Here is a 23,481-nt window from a genome sequence, read left to right as displayed (position 1 = left end):
ATGTTAGCGTATGATACCCGCTAACTACTCTCCCACACCTTTTTTCGTTCACCCAGGGTATAAGTGTATTTGTCTAAAACATTCCAGTAATAACGGGATAAATTATTAGTATAATTACCAGCACAGAAAAGCCTCGGTTTGAATGTCCGATCTTTACTTTCTAATTCTGATGATTCATCACTGTCCTTGTTGAATATGAATAATATCTTGTTACATGATACGCGCTCTAAAATAGTAGAAATTGGACGCCTATTATATAAGCGACACTTAACTGACTCGGCTGGAGGAAATATTAGTATCAAGGTGAATGATCAAATATGTATTTCGCCGCGACGGAGTGGGAGTAATTTTCAATGGAATATTACCCCTGAACAGGTTTGTGTAGTTGACATCAAGGGGAACAAGATTGAAGGAGAAGGCGAGCCATCACGAGAATTGAACGTTCACCTTAAACTACATACTGAGTTTGTGGATTTTGGAAGGGCAGTTATTCATGCACATCCACGAAATATTTTAGTATTTGCCTCAACAAAAACACCAATTATCCCTATACTTGAGAACTCTATGAAGTTTGGTATTACTCCTATCATAGATTATCATCCGGCGTGCAGTCAAAAGTTGGCAGATGCTGTGACGGCTTCTCTAAAAGGGCGCGAAGATATTATTTATAACCATGCGGCTGGAGTTATTGTACCAAGGCACGGCCTTTTTCTTATGGGAAGAGATATTAATGCAGCGTATGATGCCGTCGAAAGACTTGAGTTAAATGCTTATTGTATTTTAATGTCAAAACTAATCGAATCTGATATTGCGAACTCTAAGTAGGATGGGCTTGAAAAACTCAATTATGTGGAGAGCGATCGCTGCTCACGTAGGTTGAGTTGAGTTTCGTACCTCAACACCCACAGGCTTTAGCCAGAACTAAGCAATCACTACTCACAGGCAGCAGCCACAACTTAAATTGCCTATGTCAGCGACCGCCTGGGAGTCAGAATGCCTTGAAGCGCAAATCCCCCACACTACCACCGTGCAAGTCATGTTCGGATGTGTTTGCCCAAGGCTTACCTGCCCGCGCTTTGTGCCAGTTGCGTAAGTCCTGTTGGTTTGTCTTCTTCTCTCACTTTGCAACTTTCACGGTCTCATTCGATTAATAGAGTTGTCGGGAAATAAGAGAGAATAGACAGCAGTGGTAGGGAAAGATCATGCTGAATATTAAGGGTGCGCTCAAGCAAGACCGACTGTTGCGGGCATGGGAGCAACGCGATTTTGTGAGGTCGGATCAAAAATCAGTGATCGCTAAAACTTACATTTGTGTATGAAATCTGAGTTTTGCGCTTTGTACTTCTAGATTCTGTCGGTTGTATTCGCATCAAAATTGCAATATTCTTCATCAAGATTGCAATATTCCTCATTAACATTGCAATGTTCCTCATCAAAATTGCAATATTCTTCATAAAGATTGCAATATTCCTCATTAACATTGCAACGTTCATCATCAACATTGCAACATTCATCATCAACATTGCAATGTTCCTCATCAACATTGCAATATTCCTCATCAATATTAAAGCAATTACAAAGAAAAATAGGTAAAAACTGGAAATATAGAGAAATTACTCAAATTGGTTGGAATTTTTTTAACAAATATAATTATCGCTAATTTTACTGAACCAAAAAACAACTTTAGTAAGCCAAAGTAGCTTTAGAAACCTCTCTAAGGAATATATTGATGTCTCGTAAAAAACGTACATCCCGTGTTCTCGAAAAAGCTGAGTTGAGATCCGCTGGACTAAAAGCAATTGATTCAAATATGAGTTTTGGTGATGATTGCGATTTGCAAAATTTGAGTCAAGCAATTGAACAGCTAAGAACCATGCTTGATGCTTATAACACTGCGTTAACTGTAATTGATTCTTCTAAAACTAAAATTGATGCGATGGAGAAAACCCTCAGTAATCTTACAGATAAGATGGTCAGAGGGGTTGCTTTTAAATATGGCAAAGATAGTAGCGAATATGAAATGGCGGGTGGGGTTCGCGAGAGTGAACGGATTCGCAAAAGCAGATTGAGCCGCTTGAAAGCTGCTGGTGGAGAAGCATCAGATAAAAATCCTAAAACTACCTAATACAGCCCGGATAAAAGCATAAAACAGCAGGGAAAGCAATGTTCTTACAAGGGATGTAGAGAACGAACAAAGGTACTTGGCTGATTAAAATTATTTTCTCAATTATTGCAATTGTTTATGGTAAAGCATAATCTATTGCAATTTTTTATATTTACTAACGGTCTTTGATAAACAATAATTATATACAGCTACTATCATGCATCATCATGCATATTAGATCGGACATTTTGTAGTTATATCTAATATTTTAGAATACTGAGACTCTTACTGCATAGTGTTTTCAACCATTTTACTTGTCTAAATACTGATTAGAGTTTATAGTGATACGGTGTTTTCCGTTCCTTGTCTCGGCAGATTCATAACATGATTTATTCTGGCAAATTACACAAGTATTTTGCGGGCATTTCTTTGTCTGTAATTTTAGTAGGTGACTTAGTTTTCACACAAAATACTGCTCCAGTTTTAGCTGAAACTATAAATACATCGGTCGGCGAACCTGTGACATTCAGTTGCAATGATAGTGAAGCGACAATCGCAGCTAAAAATGGCCCCAAAGTAGCTAATGGATCGGCAAGAATTTACATTGGTTATCAGCAATTCTCAAATAACAAAAACCCTATAACTATCCGCTTTAATAATGGGATAAAAGCATGGTGTCGTGACGATCACGAGACAACAGGCGATGATGGTACAGGTTACGGATTGTATTGGAATGGAAGTGATGTTTTATATGGCATTTACTCTTCTACAGGCAGTCAGACAGGTAACAATTTTAGCCGTTTTGCTAGTGGTCGGTGGTTGTCTAGCTATGGTAATGGAGGCGGGCCAAAAGTCGCAGTGATAGCCCGAATTAATCCAGCTAATGGCCAGGTTGATTATGCCACATTTTTATCTTCTAAAAAGCCAGATAATGGACAAACGAACTCTTTACTCGTCCAGTCTCTATCATGGAATGGCGCAAATTTGACTGTGAAAGCAATGTCATGGTGGAATCCCCGTAACACCTATACAAATTCCATGAATTGCTCTGGTTCATCACCTTATCAATACACAGCCGCATTTACAAGCGATTTAAGAACGATGACCTCAGCTTCAGCCAGTACTTGTAGGTAAAAGGAAAAATTTAGCTTTCAAATTAAGGAAACATATTGTTTCCAGTTGTTTAAGAATTAACAACAACCCTGGCGAATCGAATTTACAACCTTAAATCCCCAACTTATTATGGATTTAAGGTTTTCTTGTTGTTCGCAAATGATTTAAAATTGACTTTGTAGAAACAGCGATTCATCGCGTCTCTTGCCTTAACCGAATTGAAAGTAACGCTTCATTTAGGGACACGAACGAAGTTTTGCGTCGATTCGTGCCCTAGACACAATGGAATAGCTATTGCTCCAGAATTCCCAGAGGTACCAACATGACTGTTATCACTCCTGATAGTCTCATCGTGGAGGAAAGCCCCTCTCACGCCGCGCATAAACCAAATCGTATGCTCTGGATCAGCGAAGCAGGAGGACTTACCCAGTTCGGCGCGTTCATCGAAGTCTTGCAGCCTGGCTCTCGTTCGTCAATCAAACATTGGCATAGTGCTGAGGATGAAATGGTCTATGTCCTCGAAGGCGAGATCGTGCTCATCGAAGGAGACGCAAAGACTGTACTACGTCCTGGCGACGCCGCAACTTTTCAAGCAGGAGTGCCGATAGGCCACTTTCTCGAGAATCGTAGCTCCAAGGCAACGCAATGCCTGATAGTCGGCACTCGAGCGGAAGTAGACACAATCACGTATCCTGACCACGATCGGGTTTGTCACCGTAACCGATCGCTGCCAGACGACATTTGGACTAACGGCGCGGGAGAACCTGCCTCGAGTCCCTACTAGAAATGATTGCTGGATGCTTTTTGTACGCGCAGCGTGCGGCTGTGTAGAAATGCCCGACAATGTTCTCGCTAGGTGCACTATCAAAGCGTCGCCTAACAAGTTGCTGCACCGGAACGCCACAAGTTGGTCGGTTGAGTTGCCAAGGTTGTCTGCGTCCGGTGAGTTTGGTCGTTAAACACCCAGATTTTGCTGCATCTGTTCCTAATTGTTCCCATTTGGACGCTGAATAATTGTCTCCACCACACGCCGCTTGGCTTTGGGATCGATACCTACTAAGCGCACATACTCACCGCTATATTCTGCCAGAGTTGCCTCCAAATTTGAGATGGCATCAGTCTCAGCATCAATGTGGCTATGAACACAAGTTTGCCAAGAACCTGTGCGGAAGCGGCGCTCATCTACGTGTTCAATACTAATTTTGTAACCTTGAGCCAATAATTCCCTAATTTGAGCTTGTGTATCTAGAGTCAAATGTGGACTGGATGCTTCCTGTTTCTGAAATCCATTTGTTTTTACTTCTTGGGTTGGGCTATTTAACGGCTGACTAATTGGTTTAATTGGTGTTACAACAGCAGGTGGTGTGGATTGAGAATTTCTACCTCGATTGAGACGATTGTAATCATCAACCAAATGGGAATTTTCTACCCGTTTTTGTTCGCCAACCAGGAAGTTACCAGACTCGATTAAGTGAGACAGCCTGAAATCTGGCTTTTGAAATTCTGGTGGGCCTTTAGCGCTGTTAACCACACTCAAGGATATCTGCTCAAAACCTACTTTATGAATGTAGTTGCGGATTTGTTCGTCATAAATGCGCGATCGCAAAGCGCTAAAAAAGTCAATGGACTGATTGACAAAAGTATCAACTAGCTGTTCAACTTCCTTCTGTGACAGTCCATCCGCTTCAAAAATACCCTTGACAATTCCCACCTTATCGTCTCTATCTGGTTCCCAGTAGAATTTCTCCATCCGTCCATCCCGAATTAACGGTGCATAGAGAGTAGAAAAATCATTACCTGTGACAATAATCGGCACGCGATGTAAAGGTGTGGAATCATAGCTTCCCGGCAACTGCACATCTGTGGGATTATCAGCAATATTCATCAGTGTGGCATTCACCAACTGCGTGTTTACAGTATATTGAGTCCCTTCATCAAAACGTCCAGCACCAGCATCTAAATCGTTAATCATTAGTACACACATTTTGCCGCGTACTTTGATCAGTTCTGCTGTTTCCCGATAGCGCAACCGAATCAACCGCGCTGGATCTCCCGCATCTGGACTTTCTAATTCGCCACCAGATATGTTAGTGACTTCGATACCCATTTTCTCGAAGACTAATTGACATTGAAATGTTTTACCTTCTCCTTTGCGTCCATGAATACCCAGTATCACGGGAACTCGCACGCCAGGAAGCTTCAGGAAATTTTTGGTAATGTGGACAGCAAGTTTGTCCAAAAAGCGGGGAGCGATGTAGTAACCCATGAGTTTATGTAATGAAAAATTAACACTTCTAAGGTTAATGTTAATTTTTTTTGGGGATAGCGATCGCTTTTCTTTCAGACAAGCTTGTGTTTGTTCATCGTGTTGGGTTGATTAGACATCTTGCAAAAATAACAAATGCCAGGATATTGGGGTGCATGTTAAAGGTTAAAGGGTAAAGGAAAATTCCATACCTTTACCTTATTACCCCTTCCCCTTTTCCCTACAATGCCAAGAAGTCTATTGTCTGTTACCATTGAACACGCGCCCAAGCATGGAAGGAGTGAAAACTGCTGTTATTTGGTAGTGCCAAAGATTTGATTACAATATCAAATGACTTTGATAAGCCATTTGTATAATTTCAGGATTATTTAGATTAACCTATTTTTGAGAATAGAGCGTGTTTTCAAGCACGCCCTAGTATTGCATATCGCTACAGTTAATAGAAATCGTTTGTATTTACTACGTCTCATTAGCCAAAATTTCTTTTAAAGCAGACAACGCCTCTACTGTTAATGTATTTGGGTTGTTAGGATCGTCAGGCAATATAATACCGCGCTTTGCAAGAGCAGCAATAATCTTAGGGTTTAGTAATACTGAATCAGCAGGCGTTGCGCCACCGTATACACTTTTCAATTCCCGATCATCTGTTATTTCTTCAATAAACATAACTGGAGCTTGATTTAAATCGACGTTATCTTTGATTTGGTTTTTAGTCATAAATCACATCCCAATTACGCATTGTTAGCTAATTATTGAATGCATACTTAATGTATCATTTGGAAAAAGCAAAAATCAAGGGTTGATATTGAAAAAACCTACTTTTACAACTAATTTTACTAATTTTTGGATTAATGTAATAAGGCAAGGGCTGAGGACGCGATCGCACTTCTTGGCAGTGTACCAGTTAACAAATGTTTAGCCCAACGCTGTCGGTGGCTTTTCATATTATGGCAAAAACGATTGTAAAAAACCTTGAGAGTGTAGTCTCAACGTTACAATTGGCCCAATACTTTATTTGCACTTGTTGTGGTTTAACATCACTTTTGATTTAATTTTACTTCTGTAATGCTGATGGATACTTATAATATAGGAATTAAAATTTAACTATGGAAACACAACCGATAGAAGTAATTGGAGGTGGACTAGCTGGGACAGAAGCAGCTTGGCAAATAGCCCAAGCTGGAGTGCCAGTAATTCTGCATGAAATGCGTCCAAAGCGATTTAGTCCGGCTCATCATACAGAACATTTAGCAGAATTAGTGTGTAGTAATTCCTTTGGGGCAATGGCAAGCGATCGCGCGGCGGGATTATTGCACGAAGAGTTACGCCAACTCGGTTCGATTGTCATCTCAAAAGCTGATGAACACGCCGTGCCGGCTGGTGGGGCGCTAGCCGTAGACAGGGGAGAATTTGGCCAAGATTTAACTAAAACTTTAGCGAGTCATCCTTTAGTTGAATTCCGTCGGGGTGAAGTGTCTGCAATTCCTGAAGGGATTGTGGTTTTAGCAACCGGGCCTTTAACTAGTCCCGATTTAGCAGAAGATTTGCGCCGCTTTACGGGGATGGAATACCTCAGCTTTTTTGATGCAGCCAGTCCGATTATCGTCGGAGAATCGATTAATCGTGACATTGCTTTTATGGCATCGCGTTATGACAAAGGTGAAGCCGCTTATCTCAACTGCCCAATGAATAAAGAGCAGTACTTGCACTTTCGAGAAGAACTCTGTAAAGCCGAACAAACAGAACTCAAGGGTTTTGAACGAGAAACGGCGAAATTTTTTGAAGCTTGTTTGCCCATAGAAGAACTAGCCCAGCGCGGGGAAGATACCATGCGTTACGGCCCCCTAAAGCCAGTGGGATTGTCAGATACTCGCACAGGGGAACGCCCTTATGCTGTGGTGCAGTTACGACAAGAAGATAAAGCTGGTCAATTGTGGAATATGGTAGGATTTCAAACTAATCTGCGTTGGGGCGAACAAAAGCGCATCTTTCAATTAATTCCCAGTTTAGAAAAAGCAGAGTTTGTCAGGCTGGGAGTGATGCACCGCAACACTTTTATTAATGCTCCTCAATTAATGCATCCTACCTTGCAATTTAAAGAGCGTCCGACATTATTAGCTGCTGGACAATTGATTGGTACTGAAGGTTATACTGCTGCGGCTGCGGGTGGTTGCTTGGCGGGAATTAATGCAGCGCGATTAGCTTTGGGTAAAGAAGCTTTGGTTTTACCACCAACAACCATGATCGGTGCGTTATTAGAATTTATTAGTTCTGCTTCACCGAAGCATTTCCAACCAATGCCGCCTAATTTTGGGATTTTCCCCGATTTAGGAATGAAAATCAAAAGTAAACCAGAGCGTTATGGACGTTACCGCGATCGCTCTTTAGCTGATTTGGCAAATTGGAAAGCTAATTGTAATTAATGGGCATTGGGCATTGGGCATTGGGCATTGGGCATTGGGCATTGATTATCCCCCTTGCCCCACCATTTCCCCATCTCCCCACCTCTATCTATTTTTTAATAGTGACTAATCCATGTATGCCTAATGCTGTAATTACACCTCCTAGCAATCCCCAAGTACCATCGGCAAATACGTTAATGCGATGAATGTAGGTGCGATGATAGGCATACTCTAACTGTCTATCATTTACTATTCCTCCGACCTCTACCAGGTTTTCCACATAGTTTTCAGCTTTGATCAGTGCTGCATAATCGAGATTAAACCAATACAACGATACTCCCACCACCGCCAAACCTGGAAAAACTAAGGTAATTAAAAGAATTGCTATGCGTGCGTTCATAAATCTCAGCCGCTAATAAACCTGCTCAATGCTGACATACTTAGAATCCTTGTGTTACAACTTGGCAGGCCAATTTAATAATGCGTTGGAGTGAGTGAATCAGATTTTGGGAATAATCCTCATAGTGTTTGAAAGCATCGTTTTAGTTAGGTTCGCACTATGAGAGGGCGATTTCTAGAAAAAAAGCAGATTTATTGCTGTTTATCTATTGCATTTTGCTGTATTTTGTGGATATGTTTAGCATTAATTCCAGCCGACGCAACATCTACAGAGTCTATTGATACTCTGCGACAACAGCAGCAACAAATGAACCAGCAGCGTCAGGGTGTAGTTGGAGAGCGCGATCGCTTAACTAATCTCCAACAAGAGGCCCAAAAACACCTGACTGGTTTAAAGCAAAATCTGCAAACTACAGATAGCTATCTTCAAGAGAGCGAATCACGATTACAACTTGCTAGCCAACGCCTCCAGCAGTTAGAAGCTGATTTAGATGTGGCAGAACGTTCGTATCAGGAGCGGCAAATCGCAACAGTAGCACGATTGCGTTATCTCCAGCGATCGCCTGCTTTTGCGGGATGGGCAGTTTTGCTCGAAAGTGAAAATATCAGCGACTTTTTCAGCCGTCGTCATCAGTTGAAGTTAGTGTTTCAAGCAGACCAGAAAATTTTGGTAAAACTCAACACCCAAGCAAACTCGATCGATAAACAAAAAACGGAAGTAGAACAGCAAAAAAACGAAATTGGTTTAATTCGCGAGCAACTGTTGGCACAAAAAGCCGATTATCAAACCCAGGCGCAATCACAATCAGAATTGATTCAACGCCTGAATAGCGATCGCCTCGCCTTAGAAGCTGCACAAAATCAGCTAGAAAGAGAATCCAAAAATCTGGAAGTTTTGATTCAACAAAAGGTAGCAGAAGCCCAAGAAAAAACCAACAGCCGAACAGGTATCATCATTCGAGGAACTGGTGTAATGGGATATCCTAGTGATGCTCCTACTAGCAGTCCCTTCGGCTGGCGGATACACCCAATTCTTGGCTATCGTCGCTTTCATGCCGGGTTAGATTTTGCCGCCAGCTATGGTAGTAAAATTCGGGCAGCCGATTCGGGAACAGTAATTTTTGCTGGCTGGTATGGTGGTTATGGCAGAGCGGTAATTATCGACCACGGCAATGGTATGACTACACTCTACGGGCATACCAGCGAGTTATATGTTTCTGAGGGACAAGCAGTTGAACGCGGACAAGCGATCGCAGCTGTCGGTTCCACAGGTTTCTCAACTGGCCCCCACCTCCACTTTGAAGTTCGTCGCAATGGTACGCCCGTAGACCCAGCTAATTATCTTTAAAGCTGCGAATTTTATCACAGACGTGCTATAATATAGAAGATTAAGGGCGCGTGGCTCAGTGGATAGAGCAACAGATTCCGGTTCTGTGGGTCGGGGGTTCAAATCCCTCCGCGCTCGTTACCTTTTGTCGATTGCCAAATTATTTGTCCGCGTTGACAAATCATATTTGACAGCAATTTTCTGCCTTATATCAAGTATGGCAGAACTCTTTTTATATGGAGCGGCTAATTAGTATTTAATATTTAGAGCATTCCTAAAATAGAGGTAGAGGCTAAATCTTCCTTATTAGCCGCGCATGGGTTTGATGCAACTAGGATTTTTGTGGGAAGAAAAACCTAACCTTTAGCCCCCTTTTTTATAAGAGAAAGGGGAAACTCAAAGCTTCTCTCCTTGTAGGAGAGAGGAATGGAAGTGAGGTCAATATTTAGTTTTGATGGTGTTTAATTATGACTGCTTTAACCTTACAATTACCTGCTAATCTGCAATTTACTGATGAGGAATTTGCACAGATTGTCGCTGTGAATAAAGAATTACGACTAGAGTTAACTGCTGAAGGGGAATTAATTATCATGTCACCCACTGGGGGAGAAACGGGAAACCGTAATTTTGAACTGTATCTTGATTTAGGAGTTTGGAACAGACAGAACAAGCTCGGAAAAGCTTTCGATTCTTCTACTGGGTTTAAACTGCCAAATGGGGCAACTCGTTCACCTGATGCTTCTTGGGTAAGGATAGCAAGATGGAATGCTCTTACTCCAGAACAAAGAAAGAAATTTCTCCCTTTGTGTCCTGATTTTGCAGTGGAATTAGTTTCTGAAACTGATGATGTAGAAGATACTAAAGCCAAAATGACAGAATATTTAGCAAATGGCTTACAACTCGGTTGGTTAATTAATCCTAAAGAGAAACAAGTAATAATTTATCGCCCAAATCTGGTACCTGAAGTTTTACAATCTCCTACAAGTTTATCGGGTGAAGATGTTCTCCCTGGTTTTGTTTTAAATTTACAGCATATTTTTGCATAGATAACTGATTATCTTGATTTTATTTCTACTCAAATTCGCTTAAACCATCGACACTCCCTTTAAAGCTCAAACCAGATTCGACACCGCCACAAGTGCTGAGTGTAATAACTTTAGAAAAGTGAAAATCTTTTTTGATGGCGATCGCACTTCTTCAGCAAAAAAATCAACTAACTTAAAGCCAATATGGTTTTCCAGTACACTAACGCATTTGTCACCATAGCATCGGTTAATTTTGAGAAGTTAGTTAATTTCTATACCAAATTGCTGGAGCAAAAGCCAGTTATTTTGGTTCCAAATCTCTATGCTGAGTTTAATTTAATTAGTATGCGATTAGGTATTTTTAAACCAAAGAACACAAATGAGTCGGAATTTGAAGCGATTGCCAAAAGTAAGATAAGTTTGTGTTTAGAGGTGAGTAACTTAGAAGATGCGATCGCTCACCTAACTGCTTTGGGCTATCCTCCACCAGGAGACATTTCCATTGCTTCCCACGGCAGAGAAATTTATACCTATGACTCTGATGGCAATCGTCTGATTTTACATCAAGCGGCTACAGGGAGTCATTAGTCATTTGCAAAGGACAAATGACTAATGACAAAGGACAAATAACAAAGGACAAATAAAAAAATGGCTATAACTCAAAACTATAGATTAAACCTGATTCAATGGTATCCAGGTCACATTGCGAAAGCTGAAAAGAAGCTCAAAGAACAGCTAAAGCGTGTAGATGTGGTGTTTGAGGTACGAGATGCTCGGATTCCCTTAGCAACTCACCATCCCCAAATAGGTGAGTGGGTAGAAGGTAAAAAACGGGTGTTGATACTTAACCGAGTAGATATGATTACACCACAAATGCGATCGCTATGGATCGATTGGTTTAAACGTCAAGGAGAAGTCCCTTATTTTACCAACGCTCAACATGGTAAAGGTATAGCAGAAGTAGCGCGGGCAGCGCAAGCTGCTGGGGTAGAACTTAATCAAAGAAGAAGCGATCGCGGGATGTTACCCCGTCCAGTGCGGGCTGTGGTAATTGGTTTTCCCAATGTTGGTAAATCAGCTTTGATTAACCGCCTGTTGGGAAAGCGAGTTGTAGAAAGTGCAGCTCGTCCTGGCGTAACTCGCCAACTACGCTGGGTGCGAATTTCCGAACATTTAGAATTGCTTGATGCTCCTGGTGTCATCCCTTTGAGATTAGAAGACCAAGACGCAGCCTTGAAATTAGCTATTTGTGATGATATCGGTGAAGCATCTTACGATAACCAGTTAGTAGCAGCAGCCTTAGTGGATTTACTCAACTATCTAGAAGCTGTAGCAGGAGATTTATTACCAAAAAAACCATTACAGTCTCGTTATCAACTCGATTCAACATCAGACACCGGAGATACCTATTTACACGCCTTGGCAGAGCATCGTTACAAAGGTGATGTAGAGCGAACAGCAAGGCAACTTTTAACAGATTTTCGTAAGGGATTGTTGGGTGAAATGAGTTTAGAATTACCACCAAATTAAATCTAAATTCAAATAGTAAAAATTAGGAAATCTATTTGATTTTTAACAGGACTTACGCAAGTGTCACAAGCAATGGTGCGGCTATGTTGTGCTGCGCGCCAAACAACTAGGCGATAAACATGATAACGTCTTGACTTTTAATTGCAAAGATAAATAATTTTATAAATTGTTTGACCAGTTTGATAAGCTAAATCTTTGAGCTTAAACCAGACTAAAATAGCGCATTCAATATGATTTATGGGAGTAGCACATAGTTACTGAAAAATGCGATCGCGCGCGTTAGATACTGCCACTCACCAACTAAATTCGAGATTTCCAAGAAATATATTATCCAAATAAACGTAGACGCATACTCCTAAAAAGAAGCAAGCTACGCAAAGCGTCTGTCTGCGACACGCTGTTCGCGTTCGTAGAAAAGCGGCTACTCTACGAAAACGCCAAAGGCGAAGCCGCTTTTCTACCACTCCAAGTGCAGAGAACACAAAAAGAGAAGAAATAGAAAGAATTTTTGCGTCAGTTTTGAGATATTTTTATTTGGAAGTTTCTTAATACTTTTTTAATGTTGCCTCATGCCTTTCTTTGTCAGGTCAAAAACTCTTTGACGGAGTTCTGATACTACTTTGGGAAATCATCAAAATGCGTTCGCCACATTTATATAAAGGTGTTTGCATTCCTACTCTTTGGCTCCAGTGCCCGATACCCAATGTAACTTTTCTAATGGTTGTTACTCAATTTATAGTAGTGGGAATTATAACACTAGTATAAAGAGATTTTCGTAAAAATTTATGAGCGCAAAAGTTGATGGAACTTTAAGGATTGCTGGCTACCAAATCATCGAGCAACTTTATTCAGGTTCTCGTACTCAAGTGTATCGGGCAATTCGAGAATGCGTAGGCGCAGCCCGCCGCAGGCATCGCCTACCAGTTGTCATCAAGCTCTTAAAACGAGAATACCCAACTTTTACCGAATTAGTCCAGTTTCGCAACCAATATGCGATCGCTAAAAACCTAGATATTCCCGGCATTATCAAACCCTACAGCCTGGAAGCCCATCATAATGGCTATGCCTTAGTCATGGAAGACTTTGGTGGTGTTTCCTTGCGGCAATTTACTCAAGGAAAAACACTGACATTAGAGCAATTCTTACCCATTGCTCTGCAACTACTAGAAATCTTACACAAGTTACATCAACAGCGCGTCATTCACAAAGACATCAAGCCAGCCAACATCTTGATTCACCCTGACACGAAACAAATCAAGCTGATTGACTTTAGTATTGCCTCGCTCTTACCACGAGAAACCCAGGAACTTCAGAGCCTCAATGGACTAGAAGGAACGCTAGCCTATCTGTCGCCAGAGCAAACCGGACGGATGAACAGAGGCATTGACTACCGCAGTGACTTCTATTCTTTAGGTGTGACTTTCTTTGAATTACTGAGTGGAAAATTGCCCTTTGAGTCCTATGAACCGATGGAGTTGGTGCATTACCACATTGCGAAACTTCCACCTAGCCTGTGCGATTTCAACCCCAAATTGCCCTTGATGCTGGGCGAAATTGTCCGCAAACTGATGGCGAAGAACGCCGAAGACCGCTATCAAAGTGCGCTAGGACTTAAACATGACCTTGTTACCTGCTTAGAACAGTGGCGAGAAACAGGCAAACACACCTGGTTTGATTTAGGACAGCGAGATATTAGCGATCGCTTTCTCATACCCGAAAAACTCTACGGACGGGAATCGGAGGTACAAACGTTACTAGAAGCATTTGGTGATGTTGCCAATGGTGGCTCTCAACTGATGCTAGTGGCAGGTTTCTCTGGTATTGGCAAAACCGCAGTCGTCAATGAAGTGCATAAACCGATTGTGCGCTGGAACGGCTACTTCATCAAAGGCAAATACGACCAGTTCAACCGCAACATTCCTCTGTCTGCTTTTGTACAAGCCTTTCGCGATTTGATGGGACAGTTGCTTAGGGAAAGCGATACTCAACTGGAGCAATGGCAAAGTAAGATTTTAGCGGCAGTTGGAGAGAACGGACAACTTCTGATTGAGGTGATTCCTGAACTGGAGCAGCTGCTCGGCAAACAGCCTGCGATCGCTGAACTATCGGGCGGTGCGGCACAACACCGTTTCAATCTGCTGTTCCAAAAGTTCATTCAGGTGTTCGCGACCAGAGAGCATCCGTTGGTAATATTTCTGGATGATTTGCAGTGGGCGGATTCGGCATCGCTGAATTTGCTGAAGTTGTTGATGGCTCAGAGCGATTGCAGCCATCTATTTATTATTGGCGCATACCGCAACAACGAGGTGTTTGCGGCTCATCCGCTGATGTTGACGCTAGATGAAATTGAAAAAACTTCTTCTGGCATCAAAACCTTGAGCCTAGCTCCCTTGAGTCAAGCAGATGTCAACCATTTAATCGCCGACTCTCTCAGTTGTACGACGGCACAGGCATTACCGTTAACAGAGTTAGTCGATCGAAAAGCCAAAGGCAATCCCTTTTTCACAACTCAGTTTTTGAAAGCGCTACATGAAGATGGGCTGATTACCTTTAATTGGGAGACAGGTTTTTGGCAGTGTGATATAGCACAAGTGCGATCGCTTGCTCTGACTGATGATGTGGTGGAATTTATGGCACAACAACTTCAGAAATTGCCACCAAACACTCAAAATGTTTTAAAACTGGCAGCCTGTATCGGCAATCAGTTCGATTTGGCGACGTTAGCGATCGTTTATGAAAAGTCGCAAGCAGAAACCGCTTCCGACTTGTGGAAAGCATTGCAAGAAGGATTTATCATTCCTACCAATGAAATTTACAAGTTTTATCAGGATTCCTCATTGGCGATCGGTCATTTGCAAATGACAAATGACGAAGGACAAATGACGGTTTACAAATTCTTGCACGATCGCGTCCAGCAAGCTGCTTATTTTCTGATTCCAGACGAACAAAAACAGATCGCTCACCTAAAAATTGGGCAACTATTACTGACTCATACGCCTGTTACCAAACAAGACGAAAAATTATTTGAAATCGTTAACCAACTTAATATCGGCAAATCCCTAATTGTCGATTTATCTAAGCAAAAAGAACTCGCCCAACTCAATCTGAAAGCTGGACAAAAAGCCAAAGCCGCAACTGCCTATACAGCGGCATTTGAGTATTCCACTACGGGCATCGCCTTGTTAGCTGAGGATATGTGGCAAACGCAGTATGAGTTAACCTTAGCCCTCTACGAAGCTGCCACTGAAGCCGCTTACCTGAGCGGCAACTTTGAGCGGATGACACAATTGGCGGCAATCATTACAGAACACTCTAGAAACTTGTTGGATACGATTAAGGTCTATGAAGTTCAAATTCAAGCAGCTCAAGCCCAACATCAATTTATAGAAGCAGTAGAGATTGCTCTCAAGAGTGTGGAGCGTTTAGGAAACAGCCTTCCAAAGCAACCCAGTCAATCAGATATTGCCAAAGCATTTGAGACGACTAAATCCATCTTGGCTGGAAGGCAACCACTGGATTTAATCAATTTACCCCAAATGACAGATCCTAACAAATTAGCAGTTGTACGGATTCTTGCCACTGTCACTTCTGCTGCTTTTGTTGTCACTCCAGCGCTCTTACCATTTATTGTTCTCGAACAGGTCAATTTATCCGTTCAATATGGCAATAGTTCATTTTCGGCAATTGGCTATGGCTACTATGGAATGATACTTTGTGGGATGACAGGAGAGATTGACTCTGGCTATGAGTTTGCACAACTAGCACACTTGTTGCTGGAACATTTCAATGCCAAAGAACTAAAGTCCAGAGTCTATGTCGGAATTTACTGTTGCGTGTGGCATTGGAAAGAGCCGCTCAAGAACTCCTTACCATTTCTCCGGGAAGGCTACGAAGTTGGATTGGAAACCGGAGATTTAGAATCGGCTGCTATTTGCGGATTCATTTACATCTCATATTGTTGGTTTCTGGGCAAAGAATTAATCGATCTCAACCGAGAGAGCGTTGCCTTCCGAGATCAGCTTGGGCAGCTCAACCAACAAGGTCTTACCAGCCATCTGACCGTTTTTCAGCAACCAATTTTGAATATGCTTGGCGATTCTGCTGAACCTTGGCAGCTGACTGGAAATGCCTTTAATCGCGAGGAAATTGTGCCAGCCCTCCAGCGATCGGGCGATCAGACTGCGCTGTATTATTTCTATGCCAACCAACTTGGTCTGTGTTACATATTTGGCAAGTTTGAGTTGGCGGTGTCAGCTGCGATCGCTGCTGAAAATTATATAGGTGGTGCTACAGGCTTATTCATCGTTCCGCTCTGCTACACCTATGATTCTCTAGCCCATCTGGCAATCTATTCTCAGGTTTGTGAGGCACAACAGCAACACATTCTGCAACGGGTGGCTAAAAATCAGGAAAAAATGAAAAAGTGGGCTGATCGTGCTCCAGAAAATTACCTGCACAAATTTTATTTAGTTGAAGCCGACCTATACCGAGTTTTAGGGCAGAAATCAGAGGCAATAGATTTGTACGATCGCGCCATAACTCTAGCTAAAGAACACGGTTATACCCAAGAAGAAGCCCTAGCCAATGAACTGACCGCTAAGTTCTACCTCGACTGGGGTAAACAGCGCATTGCCCAAGAATACATGACCCAAGCCTACTATGGCTATGCTCGTTGGGGCGCTAAAGCCAAAGTCGCCGACTTGGAACGACGCTATCCCCAACTCCTCGCCCCCATCTTAGAGCAAACCCGTTCTCCCTTCTCTACTAACGAAACTATCTTCATCTTGGAGAGTGTTACCTCCACCAGTTCCGCCACTTCCAATAGTAGCAACGTCTCTGTTGCTTTAGATTTAGCTACCATTCTCAAAGCTTCCCAAACTCTTTCTAGGGAAATCGAACTCGAAAAACTGCTTTCAGCTTTGCTGCATATCGTCATTGAAAATGCTGGAGCCGATAAATGTGTATTTATGCTTTTGGAGTCAGAGCGGTTGCTAGTTCAGGCTTTAGCACAACTTTCCCTGAGCAGTCTACAGAACCAAGCTGCCAAAGTTGATTTCTACTCGATGTTATTCAACCCACAGCCTGTTGAAGACTCAGTTGATGTACCAGTTCGCTTAATTAATAACGTCAAACGCAACTTACAACCAGCAGTAATTACTGATGCCACAGTGCATCCGCAATTAATTAATGACCCGTATATTCAGCAACAGCAACCCAAGAGTATCTTGTGCAGCCCGATTTTGCATCAGGGTAAGTTGTTGGGCATATTGTACCTGGAAAATAATTTAGCAACCGGAGCCTTTACAAGCGATCGCGTCGAACTGCTGAACTTACTTTGTGCCCAAGCCGCAATTTCTTTGGAAAATGCCCGAATTTACCAAAATTCTCAAAACTATGCTCAACAGTTGGCACAATCTCTAGCAAAATTGCAAGCTAGTGAAATCCGCTTCCAAAATTTGGCAAATAATATTCCTGGGATGGTGTACCAATTCCGTCTGGAGGTGGATGGTTCAACTTCAACACCCTACGTTAGTTCTGGCTGTCTCGACTTATATGAGTTAGAGCCAGAGTTGGTAATGGCAGGGACGCATAGCGTTTACGCCATGAATCATCCTGACGAGCGCCCGGCTATTGCCCAAGCGCTCGCTTACTCTGCCCAAAATCTCACACCCTTTGAGCAAGAATGGCGGATTATCCTGCCTTCAGGAACCGTGAAATGGATTCAATCTGCGGCTCGGCCAGAGCGACAAGCCGATGGTGCAATTGTATGGGATGGGGTAGTAATTGATATTAGCGATCGCAAACACGCCGAAGCATCTCTAGCTAAAGAACGAGAGTTTTTGAATGCCATCATTCACAATATTACCGATGGGATTGTTGTTTGTGATAGTACTGGCAAATTGACTCTATTTAACAAAGCAACTCGTGAATTTCATGGTGTACCAGTAGAATCATTACCAGCAGAACAATGGGCAGAACACTTCTCACTCTATCAACCTGATGGTCAAACACCTCTATCAACCACGGAAATTCCTTTATTTCGCGCCTTGCAAGGAGAAATCGTCGAAAATGCCGAAATGGTAATTGCGCCGAAGCATGGCTCTAGGAGAATTTTATTAGCTAGTGGACAAGCGATCTTCGATGCTTTAGGTAACAAACTCGGTGCAGTAGTTGTGATGCGAGATATTAGCGAAAGGGCGCGGCTTGAAGCCGAACGCAAACTTGCTGAACTTGCCTTGCAGCAAAAATCACAAGATTTAGAACAAGCGTTAACCGATCTGCAAAACGCTCAATTGCAAATGGTGCAAAGTGAAAAAATGTCAGCACTAGGGAATTTAGTTGCTGGTGTCGCTCACGAAATGAATAATCCCCTTGGTTTTATTGCTGCCAGTCTCAAACAAGCTAAACCTACCTTTGCTGATATTATCGAACACTTAAAACTCTATCAAGAAACCTTGCCTAATGGGAGTGATGAAATTCTTAACCATGCCGAAGAAATCGACTTGGATTATAGCTTAGAAGACTTGCCTAAGATGATTGATGCCATGTCGATGGCGTGCGATCGCCTGAAAAATATCAGCACCAGTTTACGAACTTTCTCGCGTGCCGATAAAGATTATAAAGTACCATTTAATATTCACCAAGGCATCGACAGCACGATTTTAATTTTGAAACATCGTCTCAAGGCTAACGAGCAACGTCCAGCAATTGAAGTGATAACTGAATACGCCACTTTACCTCAAATTGAGTGTTTCCCTGGACAACTAAATCAAGTGTTTATGAATCTACTAGCAAATGCTATTGATGCCTTGGAGGAATCGAATATCGATCGAAGTTTTGACGAAATTAAAGCAAATCCAAACTGCATTACAATTACCACTACAGTCGAAAATAATTTAGTTAAAATTACAATCGCTGATAATGGGAAGGGTATCGAGGAAGAAGTAAAACAAAAAATGTTTGACCATTTATTTACGACAAAAGCTGTCGGAAAAGGCACAGGATTAGGACTTGCGATCGCTCGACAAATTATTGTAGAAAAACATGGCGGAGCGATCGCAGTGAATTCCCAACTTGGGGAAGGAACTGAATTTGTGATTCAGCTACCGTTATCGGTATAATTAAATTTTAGCTTTCTTAAGTATGGTATTCAGATGGAGTCTGAACCCCCACCTGATTTGTCTCCTTGTACCCTTCTTCAAGCTTTTCCCGCTACCACCGAGTTTTTCTTCAAAAGTTCCACAGCGGCTTGATATTGCAAATCCGCTTCAGTACCAATCTGTTCGCGGTTAATGGCTGGTTGAGAAATAACTTTATCTGGCTTAATACCTAGTTTGTTAATATCCCGGTGTTCAGGAGTTTCATACTTAGCAATTGTGACTGCTAAACCCGAACCATCTGATAATTCAAACAAGGATTGAATTAATCCCTTGCCAAAGGTAGTTTCGCCTACCAACTGGGCACGACCGTTATCTTGGAGTGCGCCAGCAAGAATCTCACTGGCACTGGCAGTTCCTTGATTTACCAAAATCACCAGAGGATCTTTCGTCAAAGCTGGCCCAAAGGCTTCAAAACTACCTTGAATACCTTGCCGGTTAACAGTGTAAACAATAGTGCCAGAATCTAACCAGAGACGGGCAATTTCAATTCCTGATTGCAATAATCCCCCAGGATTATTTCGTAAATCTAGAATGTAGGCAGCAGCGCCTTTTTTTTCTAGACTAGAAATAGCGTGTGCCAATTCCGTTGAAGCGTTGGCATTAAATTGTGTAAGACGTAGGTAGCCAATGGGTGTACCCTCAGCAGAAACACGCAAATCTGAAACCACAGGGTTAAGGGCAATGCGATCGCGTGTCAGTCTAATTTCCGTTTCTGCCTCTCCGTCCCGTTCGATTACGAGAGTCACAAGGCTGCCACTGGGCCCGCGCATTCTGGTAGCAGCTTCATCAAGGGTGAGATTTTCTGTGGAAACACCTTCAATTTTGAGAATGCGATCGCGTGGTCGAATCCCCGCTTTATCTGCCGGTGAACCGGCGATAGGAGCCACTACTTCTAACTTTCCATTCTCAGAATTCAAGGCAATTTGCAATCCTACCCCAGTCAGTTCCCCAGAAGTATTGACCTGCAAGCTGCGGTACTGTTCTGGATCTAAAAAGCGGGTAAAAGGATCGTCGAGGCTCTTGAGCATCTTCCCAATTGCCTCATAACTGGCATTTGAGTCTGGCAGTGGTTTTTCCAGAACCTTTTGCCGCACAGCCGCCCAGTTTTGATGATTAAATGTCTCATCTAGATAAGTATGATTAACAATTCGCCAAACTTCCGAAACCAGCTTTTGTTCTCCAGTCAAAGCCAGCGATGGCTGAGTGAGGGTACCCAACGCCAAGCAAACCACCATTAACAATGAAAATCCAACCCGAAAGACTTGTTTATTCATGAACCCCATTATCAATTCCACCTCAACCCAAATTGCCTAGATAATGCCCACTTCCTCTGTTGTTGATGAAATCTATCTCTCGATTATGTTACTTTTTTTATAGAAGTGGTGCATTTTTCTCATCAAGTTGTTCAGTCAACTGATGCATCGTATCCACTCACCAAAGGATAAAATCTACTTTGTGTCCACCATTTTGTGTGTAGGGGCGTAAAGAGATCGCAATATATTCCATCTTTACAAAGTGTAAAGTTTCTGAAGTCTCTTAGCACACTCAAAGCCCAAAAGCAAAGAAAAAAACTCCCCTTTATTAAAATCCCAAAATTGTTAATTGGGAGAGAAGTCTGAGCGAAGGCTTCTGCCGATTCAGAACTTCGGGATTTATCAACCGCAACCGACTTTTAGGAACTTGAGATTGTATGGCCAACGTTTACGACTGGTTTGAGGAACGCCTGGAAATTCAGGCACTCGCCGAAGACGTTACTAGCAAGTACGTCCCTCCCCACGTCAATATCTTTTACTGCCTGGGTGGAATTACCCTGGTTTGTTTTCTCATCCAGTTTGCTACTGGATTTGCCATGACGTTCTACTACAGGCCAACAGTTACTGAAGCTTTCTCCTCAGTGCAGTACATCATGACTGATGTAAACTTCGGTTGGCTAATTCGCTCCATTCATCGCTGGTCTGCCAGCATGATGGTGTTGATGATGATTTTGCACGTCTTCCGGGTTTATCTCACTGGTGGTTTCAAAAAGCCTCGCGAATTGACCTGGGTAAGTGGTGTAATCCTAGCTGTGATCACCGTTTCCTTCGGAGTTACCGGCTATTCTCTACCTTGGGATCAAGTTGGCTACTGGGCTGTGAAAATCGTTAGCGGCGTACCAGAAGCAATTCCCGTGGTTGGAGTTCTGATTTCCGACCTGCTGCGCGGCGGTTCCAGTGTTGGTCAAGCAACACTAACTCGTTACTACAGCGCACACACATTTGTACTGCCTTGGTTGATTGCAGTATTCATGCTGTTTCACTTCTTGATGATCCGCAAGCAAGGTATTTCCGGGCCTTTGTAATCTCAGCTATTAGCGAAAGGCAACATTTGTTAGTTTTCAGATCGAGTTGTTTGTTTTAAACTTATGAAACACAAGAAATTAATTGCACATAAGTTCCAAAAAACAAATACTTGTATCTGAAGCCTCAAGCTATAGACAACTTCAGGCGGATGACTGTAGATATAGAAACGCTGTTTTCCGCCTTTTGGTTGCCTAGTAGCTGATAGCTTTCACAAATGCTTTAATTTAACTTAAGCAGGAGAGCACATTTAAAAATGTCAACACAAAAAAAACCTGACCTGAGCGATCCTCAGTTAAGAGCCAAACTCGCTAAAGGCATGGGTCACAACTACTATGGTGAACCCGCTTGGCCTAATGACTTACTTTACGTCTTTCCAATTGTGATCATGGGTTCCTTCGCTGCGATTGTGGCTCTAGCCGTGCTAGATCCCGCAATGACAGGTGAACCAGCAAATCCTTTCGCCACACCATTGGAAATTTTGCCAGAGTGGTACTTGTATCCAGTCTTCCAAATTTTGCGATCGCTTCCTAACAAACTTTTAGGAGTGTTAGCAATGGGTTCCGTACCAGTAGGTCTTATCCTCGTTCCTTTTATTGAGAACGTGAATAAGTTCCAAAACCCCTTCCGCCGTCCAGTTGCAACCACAGTATTCCTCTTTGGTACTCTTGTCACAATATGGCTGGGTATTGGTGCTGCTTTGCCATTGGATAAATCTTTGACCTTGGGACTATTCTAAATTAGTCACCACAAAGTCTTTTGACGCCTGTGAGTTTCAAGAGCAGATGCAGATGTGCTTTTGAAAGCAATCAACAGGCGTCAATTTTAACGGGAAAGAATTCAGAAGCCAGAATGGGCTAAACGCCCTGCTACCGCTAACAGAATTAAATTGTGAACTAAAAAGCGGATAACGCCACCAAAGCGAGTCCGTGTATCTTACGGGAAAGCAAGTTATGCATAGCGTCTTATAGATAGTCTCTGCATAAATGGGTTTAAGTTCCCCACTAAATATGCTTTTTTTAGTGGTCAACAAGATATTGTTGGATCTGTAGCCAAATCCCGCAGTGTATCCCTCACTGATTTCCTTCTGAATTCTTCTTCAATAGTTCAGATTGCTTCTGGGATTTGCAGTTTTGGATAGAAAACCTATTCCAAAATATCAAATCATCAAAAGTCAACAAATACAAACATTTCTTACTTAACGTAAGTTGCTAGTTACAACCCTCAGAATGCCAAAATCATTCATGTTTTGTATTTTGGTACATAGAATATGTCAATTTAGATTTTTTTATGTCAGAGAAATTTTGCGAACAGCGCAGAATTTAATAACTAGCAACTTGGGTTTACTTATATTCAACTCACAGTTAATGCTTAGTATAGTGCAGCAAGACCATCTGACGGTTAAGAGCGAACTCAGGCTCTTAAACCAGGTGCAAGAATGGTTTGAGCAATTTTGTCTGCAACACTTGTCTCAACTTGGCTGGTCAAAAACCCAACTCGATCGCCTTAATTTAGCATTAGCAGAAGGCTTTACCAACGCTGTTCGTCACGCTCATCATGCTTTACCCCCAGAAACAATCATTGAAATTAACGTTTATCTGTGGATTGACCGACTAGAGATTAGAATTTGGGATTATGGAAAACCTTTCAATCCTGATGCGATCGCAGAGCCAGCCCCAGGTACTCTGCAAGTAGGTGGGTATGGATGGTTTCTTCTGAGGCGGTTGGCCGATCGGGTTGTATACGAACGTGGTGCGGATGGTAGAAATTGCCTGCTCATTGTCAAATACTCTGTAGAAGCACAAAAGTAACACTGAAA

At 42.3% G+C, this 23,481-nt stretch carries 17 protein-coding genes and 1 tRNA gene; 14 read left to right on the top strand and 4 right to left on the bottom strand.

From position 1 onward, the window contains the following. Positions 1–138 precede the first annotated feature (138 nt). The 4 genes from RMY64_RS16380 (at position 139) to RMY64_RS16365 (ending at position 4,001) form a co-directional block, all read left to right on the top strand. Positions 139–825, top strand: coding sequence for a class II aldolase/adducin family protein (locus tag RMY64_RS16380; RefSeq protein ID WP_322675110.1), 687 nt, complete (start codon positions 139–141; stop codon positions 823–825). A 904-nt stretch (positions 826–1,729) separates the two neighbouring features. Then, the gene (locus tag RMY64_RS16375) at positions 1,730–2,125 is read left to right on the top strand and encodes a hypothetical protein (RefSeq protein WP_322675109.1); all 396 of its coding nucleotides are present in this window, start codon (positions 1,730–1,732) and stop codon (positions 2,123–2,125) included. A gap of 363 nt (positions 2,126–2,488) precedes the next feature. After that, a complete protein-coding gene (locus tag RMY64_RS16370) occupies positions 2,489–3,238 on the top strand; it encodes a hypothetical protein (protein WP_322675108.1) in 750 nt (249 codons plus the stop codon). Positions 3,239–3,539: 301 nt separating this feature from the next. Beyond that, entirely contained in the window at positions 3,540–4,001 is a 462-nt protein-coding gene (locus tag RMY64_RS16365) for a cupin domain-containing protein (RefSeq protein WP_322675107.1), read from the top strand. Positions 4,002–4,202: 201 nt separating this feature from the next. On the opposite strand, the gene RMY64_RS16360 is transcribed toward RMY64_RS16365, so the two are convergent. Next, on the bottom strand, positions 4,203–5,483 hold the full coding sequence (locus RMY64_RS16360) for a ribulose bisphosphate carboxylase small subunit (protein ID WP_322675106.1): 1,281 nt from the start codon (positions 5,481–5,483) through the stop codon (positions 4,203–4,205). A 459-nt stretch (positions 5,484–5,942) separates the two neighbouring features. Next, a complete protein-coding gene (locus RMY64_RS16355; protein ID WP_322675105.1) occupies positions 5,943–6,200 on the bottom strand; it encodes a hypothetical protein in 258 nt (85 codons plus the stop codon). A gap of 389 nt (positions 6,201–6,589) precedes the next feature. Between RMY64_RS16355 and trmFO the strand changes: the two genes are divergently transcribed. Then, the gene (gene trmFO / locus RMY64_RS16350) at positions 6,590–7,906 is read left to right on the top strand and encodes an FADH(2)-oxidizing methylenetetrahydrofolate--tRNA-(uracil(54)-C(5))-methyltransferase TrmFO (RefSeq protein ID WP_322682832.1); all 1,317 of its coding nucleotides are present in this window, start codon (positions 6,590–6,592) and stop codon (positions 7,904–7,906) included. Between the two features lie 88 nt (positions 7,907–7,994). On the opposite strand, the gene RMY64_RS16345 is transcribed toward trmFO, so the two are convergent. Continuing rightward, entirely contained in the window at positions 7,995–8,285 is a 291-nt protein-coding gene (locus RMY64_RS16345) for a hypothetical protein (RefSeq protein WP_322682831.1), read from the bottom strand. 159 nt (positions 8,286–8,444) lie between these two features. Between RMY64_RS16345 and RMY64_RS16340 the strand changes: the two genes are divergently transcribed. The 6 genes from RMY64_RS16340 to RMY64_RS16315 all read left to right on the top strand — a co-directional run bounded on the left by RMY64_RS16340 (position 8,445) and on the right by RMY64_RS16315 (position 19,287). Then, on the top strand, positions 8,445–9,632 hold the full coding sequence (locus RMY64_RS16340; protein ID WP_322675102.1) for a murein hydrolase activator EnvC family protein: 1,188 nt from the start codon (positions 8,445–8,447) through the stop codon (positions 9,630–9,632). 44 nt (positions 9,633–9,676) lie between these two features. After that, positions 9,677–9,749: transfer RNA gene (locus RMY64_RS16335), tRNA-Arg, on the top strand. Between the two features lie 329 nt (positions 9,750–10,078). Continuing rightward, positions 10,079–10,657 (top strand): Uma2 family endonuclease, encoded by a 579-nt coding sequence (locus tag RMY64_RS16330; RefSeq protein ID WP_322675101.1) that lies wholly within the window; start codon positions 10,079–10,081, stop codon positions 10,655–10,657. 183 nt (positions 10,658–10,840) lie between these two features. Continuing rightward, positions 10,841–11,224 carry a VOC family protein gene (locus RMY64_RS16325; protein ID WP_322682830.1) on the top strand — a complete coding sequence of 128 codons (384 nt, stop codon included), beginning with the start codon at positions 10,841–10,843 and terminating at the stop codon, positions 11,222–11,224. A 60-nt stretch (positions 11,225–11,284) separates the two neighbouring features. After that, on the top strand, positions 11,285–12,166 hold the full coding sequence (gene ylqF / locus RMY64_RS16320) for a ribosome biogenesis GTPase YlqF (protein WP_322675099.1): 882 nt from the start codon (positions 11,285–11,287) through the stop codon (positions 12,164–12,166). Between the two features lie 785 nt (positions 12,167–12,951). Beyond that, positions 12,952–19,287, top strand: a complete 6,336-nt coding sequence (locus RMY64_RS16315) for an AAA family ATPase (protein ID WP_322700618.1) — start codon at positions 12,952–12,954, stop codon at positions 19,285–19,287. A gap of 77 nt (positions 19,288–19,364) precedes the next feature. Here the strand turns inward: RMY64_RS16315 and ctpA are convergent, their stop codons facing one another. Next, entirely contained in the window at positions 19,365–20,609 is a 1,245-nt protein-coding gene (gene ctpA / locus RMY64_RS16310) for a carboxyl-terminal processing protease CtpA (RefSeq protein WP_322675439.1), read from the bottom strand. 407 nt (positions 20,610–21,016) lie between these two features. Here ctpA and petB point away from each other — a divergent pair, with 407 nt between their 5' ends. From petB to RMY64_RS16295, 3 genes are all read left to right on the top strand, one after another. After that, entirely contained in the window at positions 21,017–21,664 is a 648-nt protein-coding gene (gene petB / locus RMY64_RS16305) for a cytochrome b6 (protein WP_322675438.1), read from the top strand. A gap of 254 nt (positions 21,665–21,918) precedes the next feature. Beyond that, positions 21,919–22,401 carry a cytochrome b6-f complex subunit IV gene (gene petD, locus RMY64_RS16300; RefSeq protein ID WP_190730883.1) on the top strand — a complete coding sequence of 161 codons (483 nt, stop codon included), beginning with the start codon at positions 21,919–21,921 and terminating at the stop codon, positions 22,399–22,401. Between the two features lie 628 nt (positions 22,402–23,029). After that, a complete protein-coding gene (locus tag RMY64_RS16295; protein WP_292739730.1) occupies positions 23,030–23,473 on the top strand; it encodes an ATP-binding protein in 444 nt (147 codons plus the stop codon). Positions 23,474–23,481: the final 8 nt, after the last annotated feature.

It is taken from the genome of Nostoc sp. DedQUE08, assembly GCF_034530895.1.
Classification (GTDB): domain Bacteria; phylum Cyanobacteriota; class Cyanobacteriia; order Cyanobacteriales; family Nostocaceae; genus Nostoc.
The sequence above is the reverse complement of the archived record's forward strand: the minus strand, read 5'-3'. Positions and strand labels throughout refer to the sequence as shown.

Excerpts from the sequence above, each read along its gene's own strand:
- RMY64_RS16345 (WP_322682831.1), bottom strand. The coding sequence starts at position 8,285 with ATGAACGCACGCATAGCAATTCTTTTAATTACCTTAGTTTTTCCAGGT.
- RMY64_RS16295 (WP_292739730.1), top strand. The coding sequence starts at position 23,030 with ATGCTTAGTATAGTGCAGCAAGACCATCTGACGGTTAAGAGCGAACTC.
- petB (WP_322675438.1), top strand. The coding sequence starts at position 21,017 with ATGGCCAACGTTTACGACTGGTTTGAGGAACGCCTGGAAATTCAGGCA.
- ctpA (WP_322675439.1), bottom strand. The coding sequence starts at position 20,609 with ATGGGGTTCATGAATAAACAAGTCTTTCGGGTTGGATTTTCATTGTTA.
- RMY64_RS16360 (WP_322675106.1), bottom strand. The coding sequence starts at position 5,483 with ATGGGTTACTACATCGCTCCCCGCTTTTTGGACAAACTTGCTGTCCAC.
- RMY64_RS16370 (WP_322675108.1), top strand. The coding sequence starts at position 2,489 with ATGATTTATTCTGGCAAATTACACAAGTATTTTGCGGGCATTTCTTTG.
- RMY64_RS16330 (WP_322675101.1), top strand. The coding sequence starts at position 10,079 with ATGACTGCTTTAACCTTACAATTACCTGCTAATCTGCAATTTACTGAT.
- ylqF (WP_322675099.1), top strand. The coding sequence starts at position 11,285 with ATGGCTATAACTCAAAACTATAGATTAAACCTGATTCAATGGTATCCA.
- RMY64_RS16355 (WP_322675105.1), bottom strand. The coding sequence starts at position 6,200 with ATGACTAAAAACCAAATCAAAGATAACGTCGATTTAAATCAAGCTCCA.
- petD (WP_190730883.1), top strand. The coding sequence starts at position 21,919 with ATGTCAACACAAAAAAAACCTGACCTGAGCGATCCTCAGTTAAGAGCC.
- RMY64_RS16375 (WP_322675109.1), top strand. The coding sequence starts at position 1,730 with ATGTCTCGTAAAAAACGTACATCCCGTGTTCTCGAAAAAGCTGAGTTG.
- RMY64_RS16315 (WP_322700618.1), top strand. The coding sequence starts at position 12,952 with ATGAGCGCAAAAGTTGATGGAACTTTAAGGATTGCTGGCTACCAAATC.
- trmFO (WP_322682832.1), top strand. The coding sequence starts at position 6,590 with ATGGAAACACAACCGATAGAAGTAATTGGAGGTGGACTAGCTGGGACA.
- RMY64_RS16365 (WP_322675107.1), top strand. The coding sequence starts at position 3,540 with ATGACTGTTATCACTCCTGATAGTCTCATCGTGGAGGAAAGCCCCTCT.
- RMY64_RS16325 (WP_322682830.1), top strand. The coding sequence starts at position 10,841 with ATGGTTTTCCAGTACACTAACGCATTTGTCACCATAGCATCGGTTAAT.
- RMY64_RS16340 (WP_322675102.1), top strand. The coding sequence starts at position 8,445 with ATGAGAGGGCGATTTCTAGAAAAAAAGCAGATTTATTGCTGTTTATCT.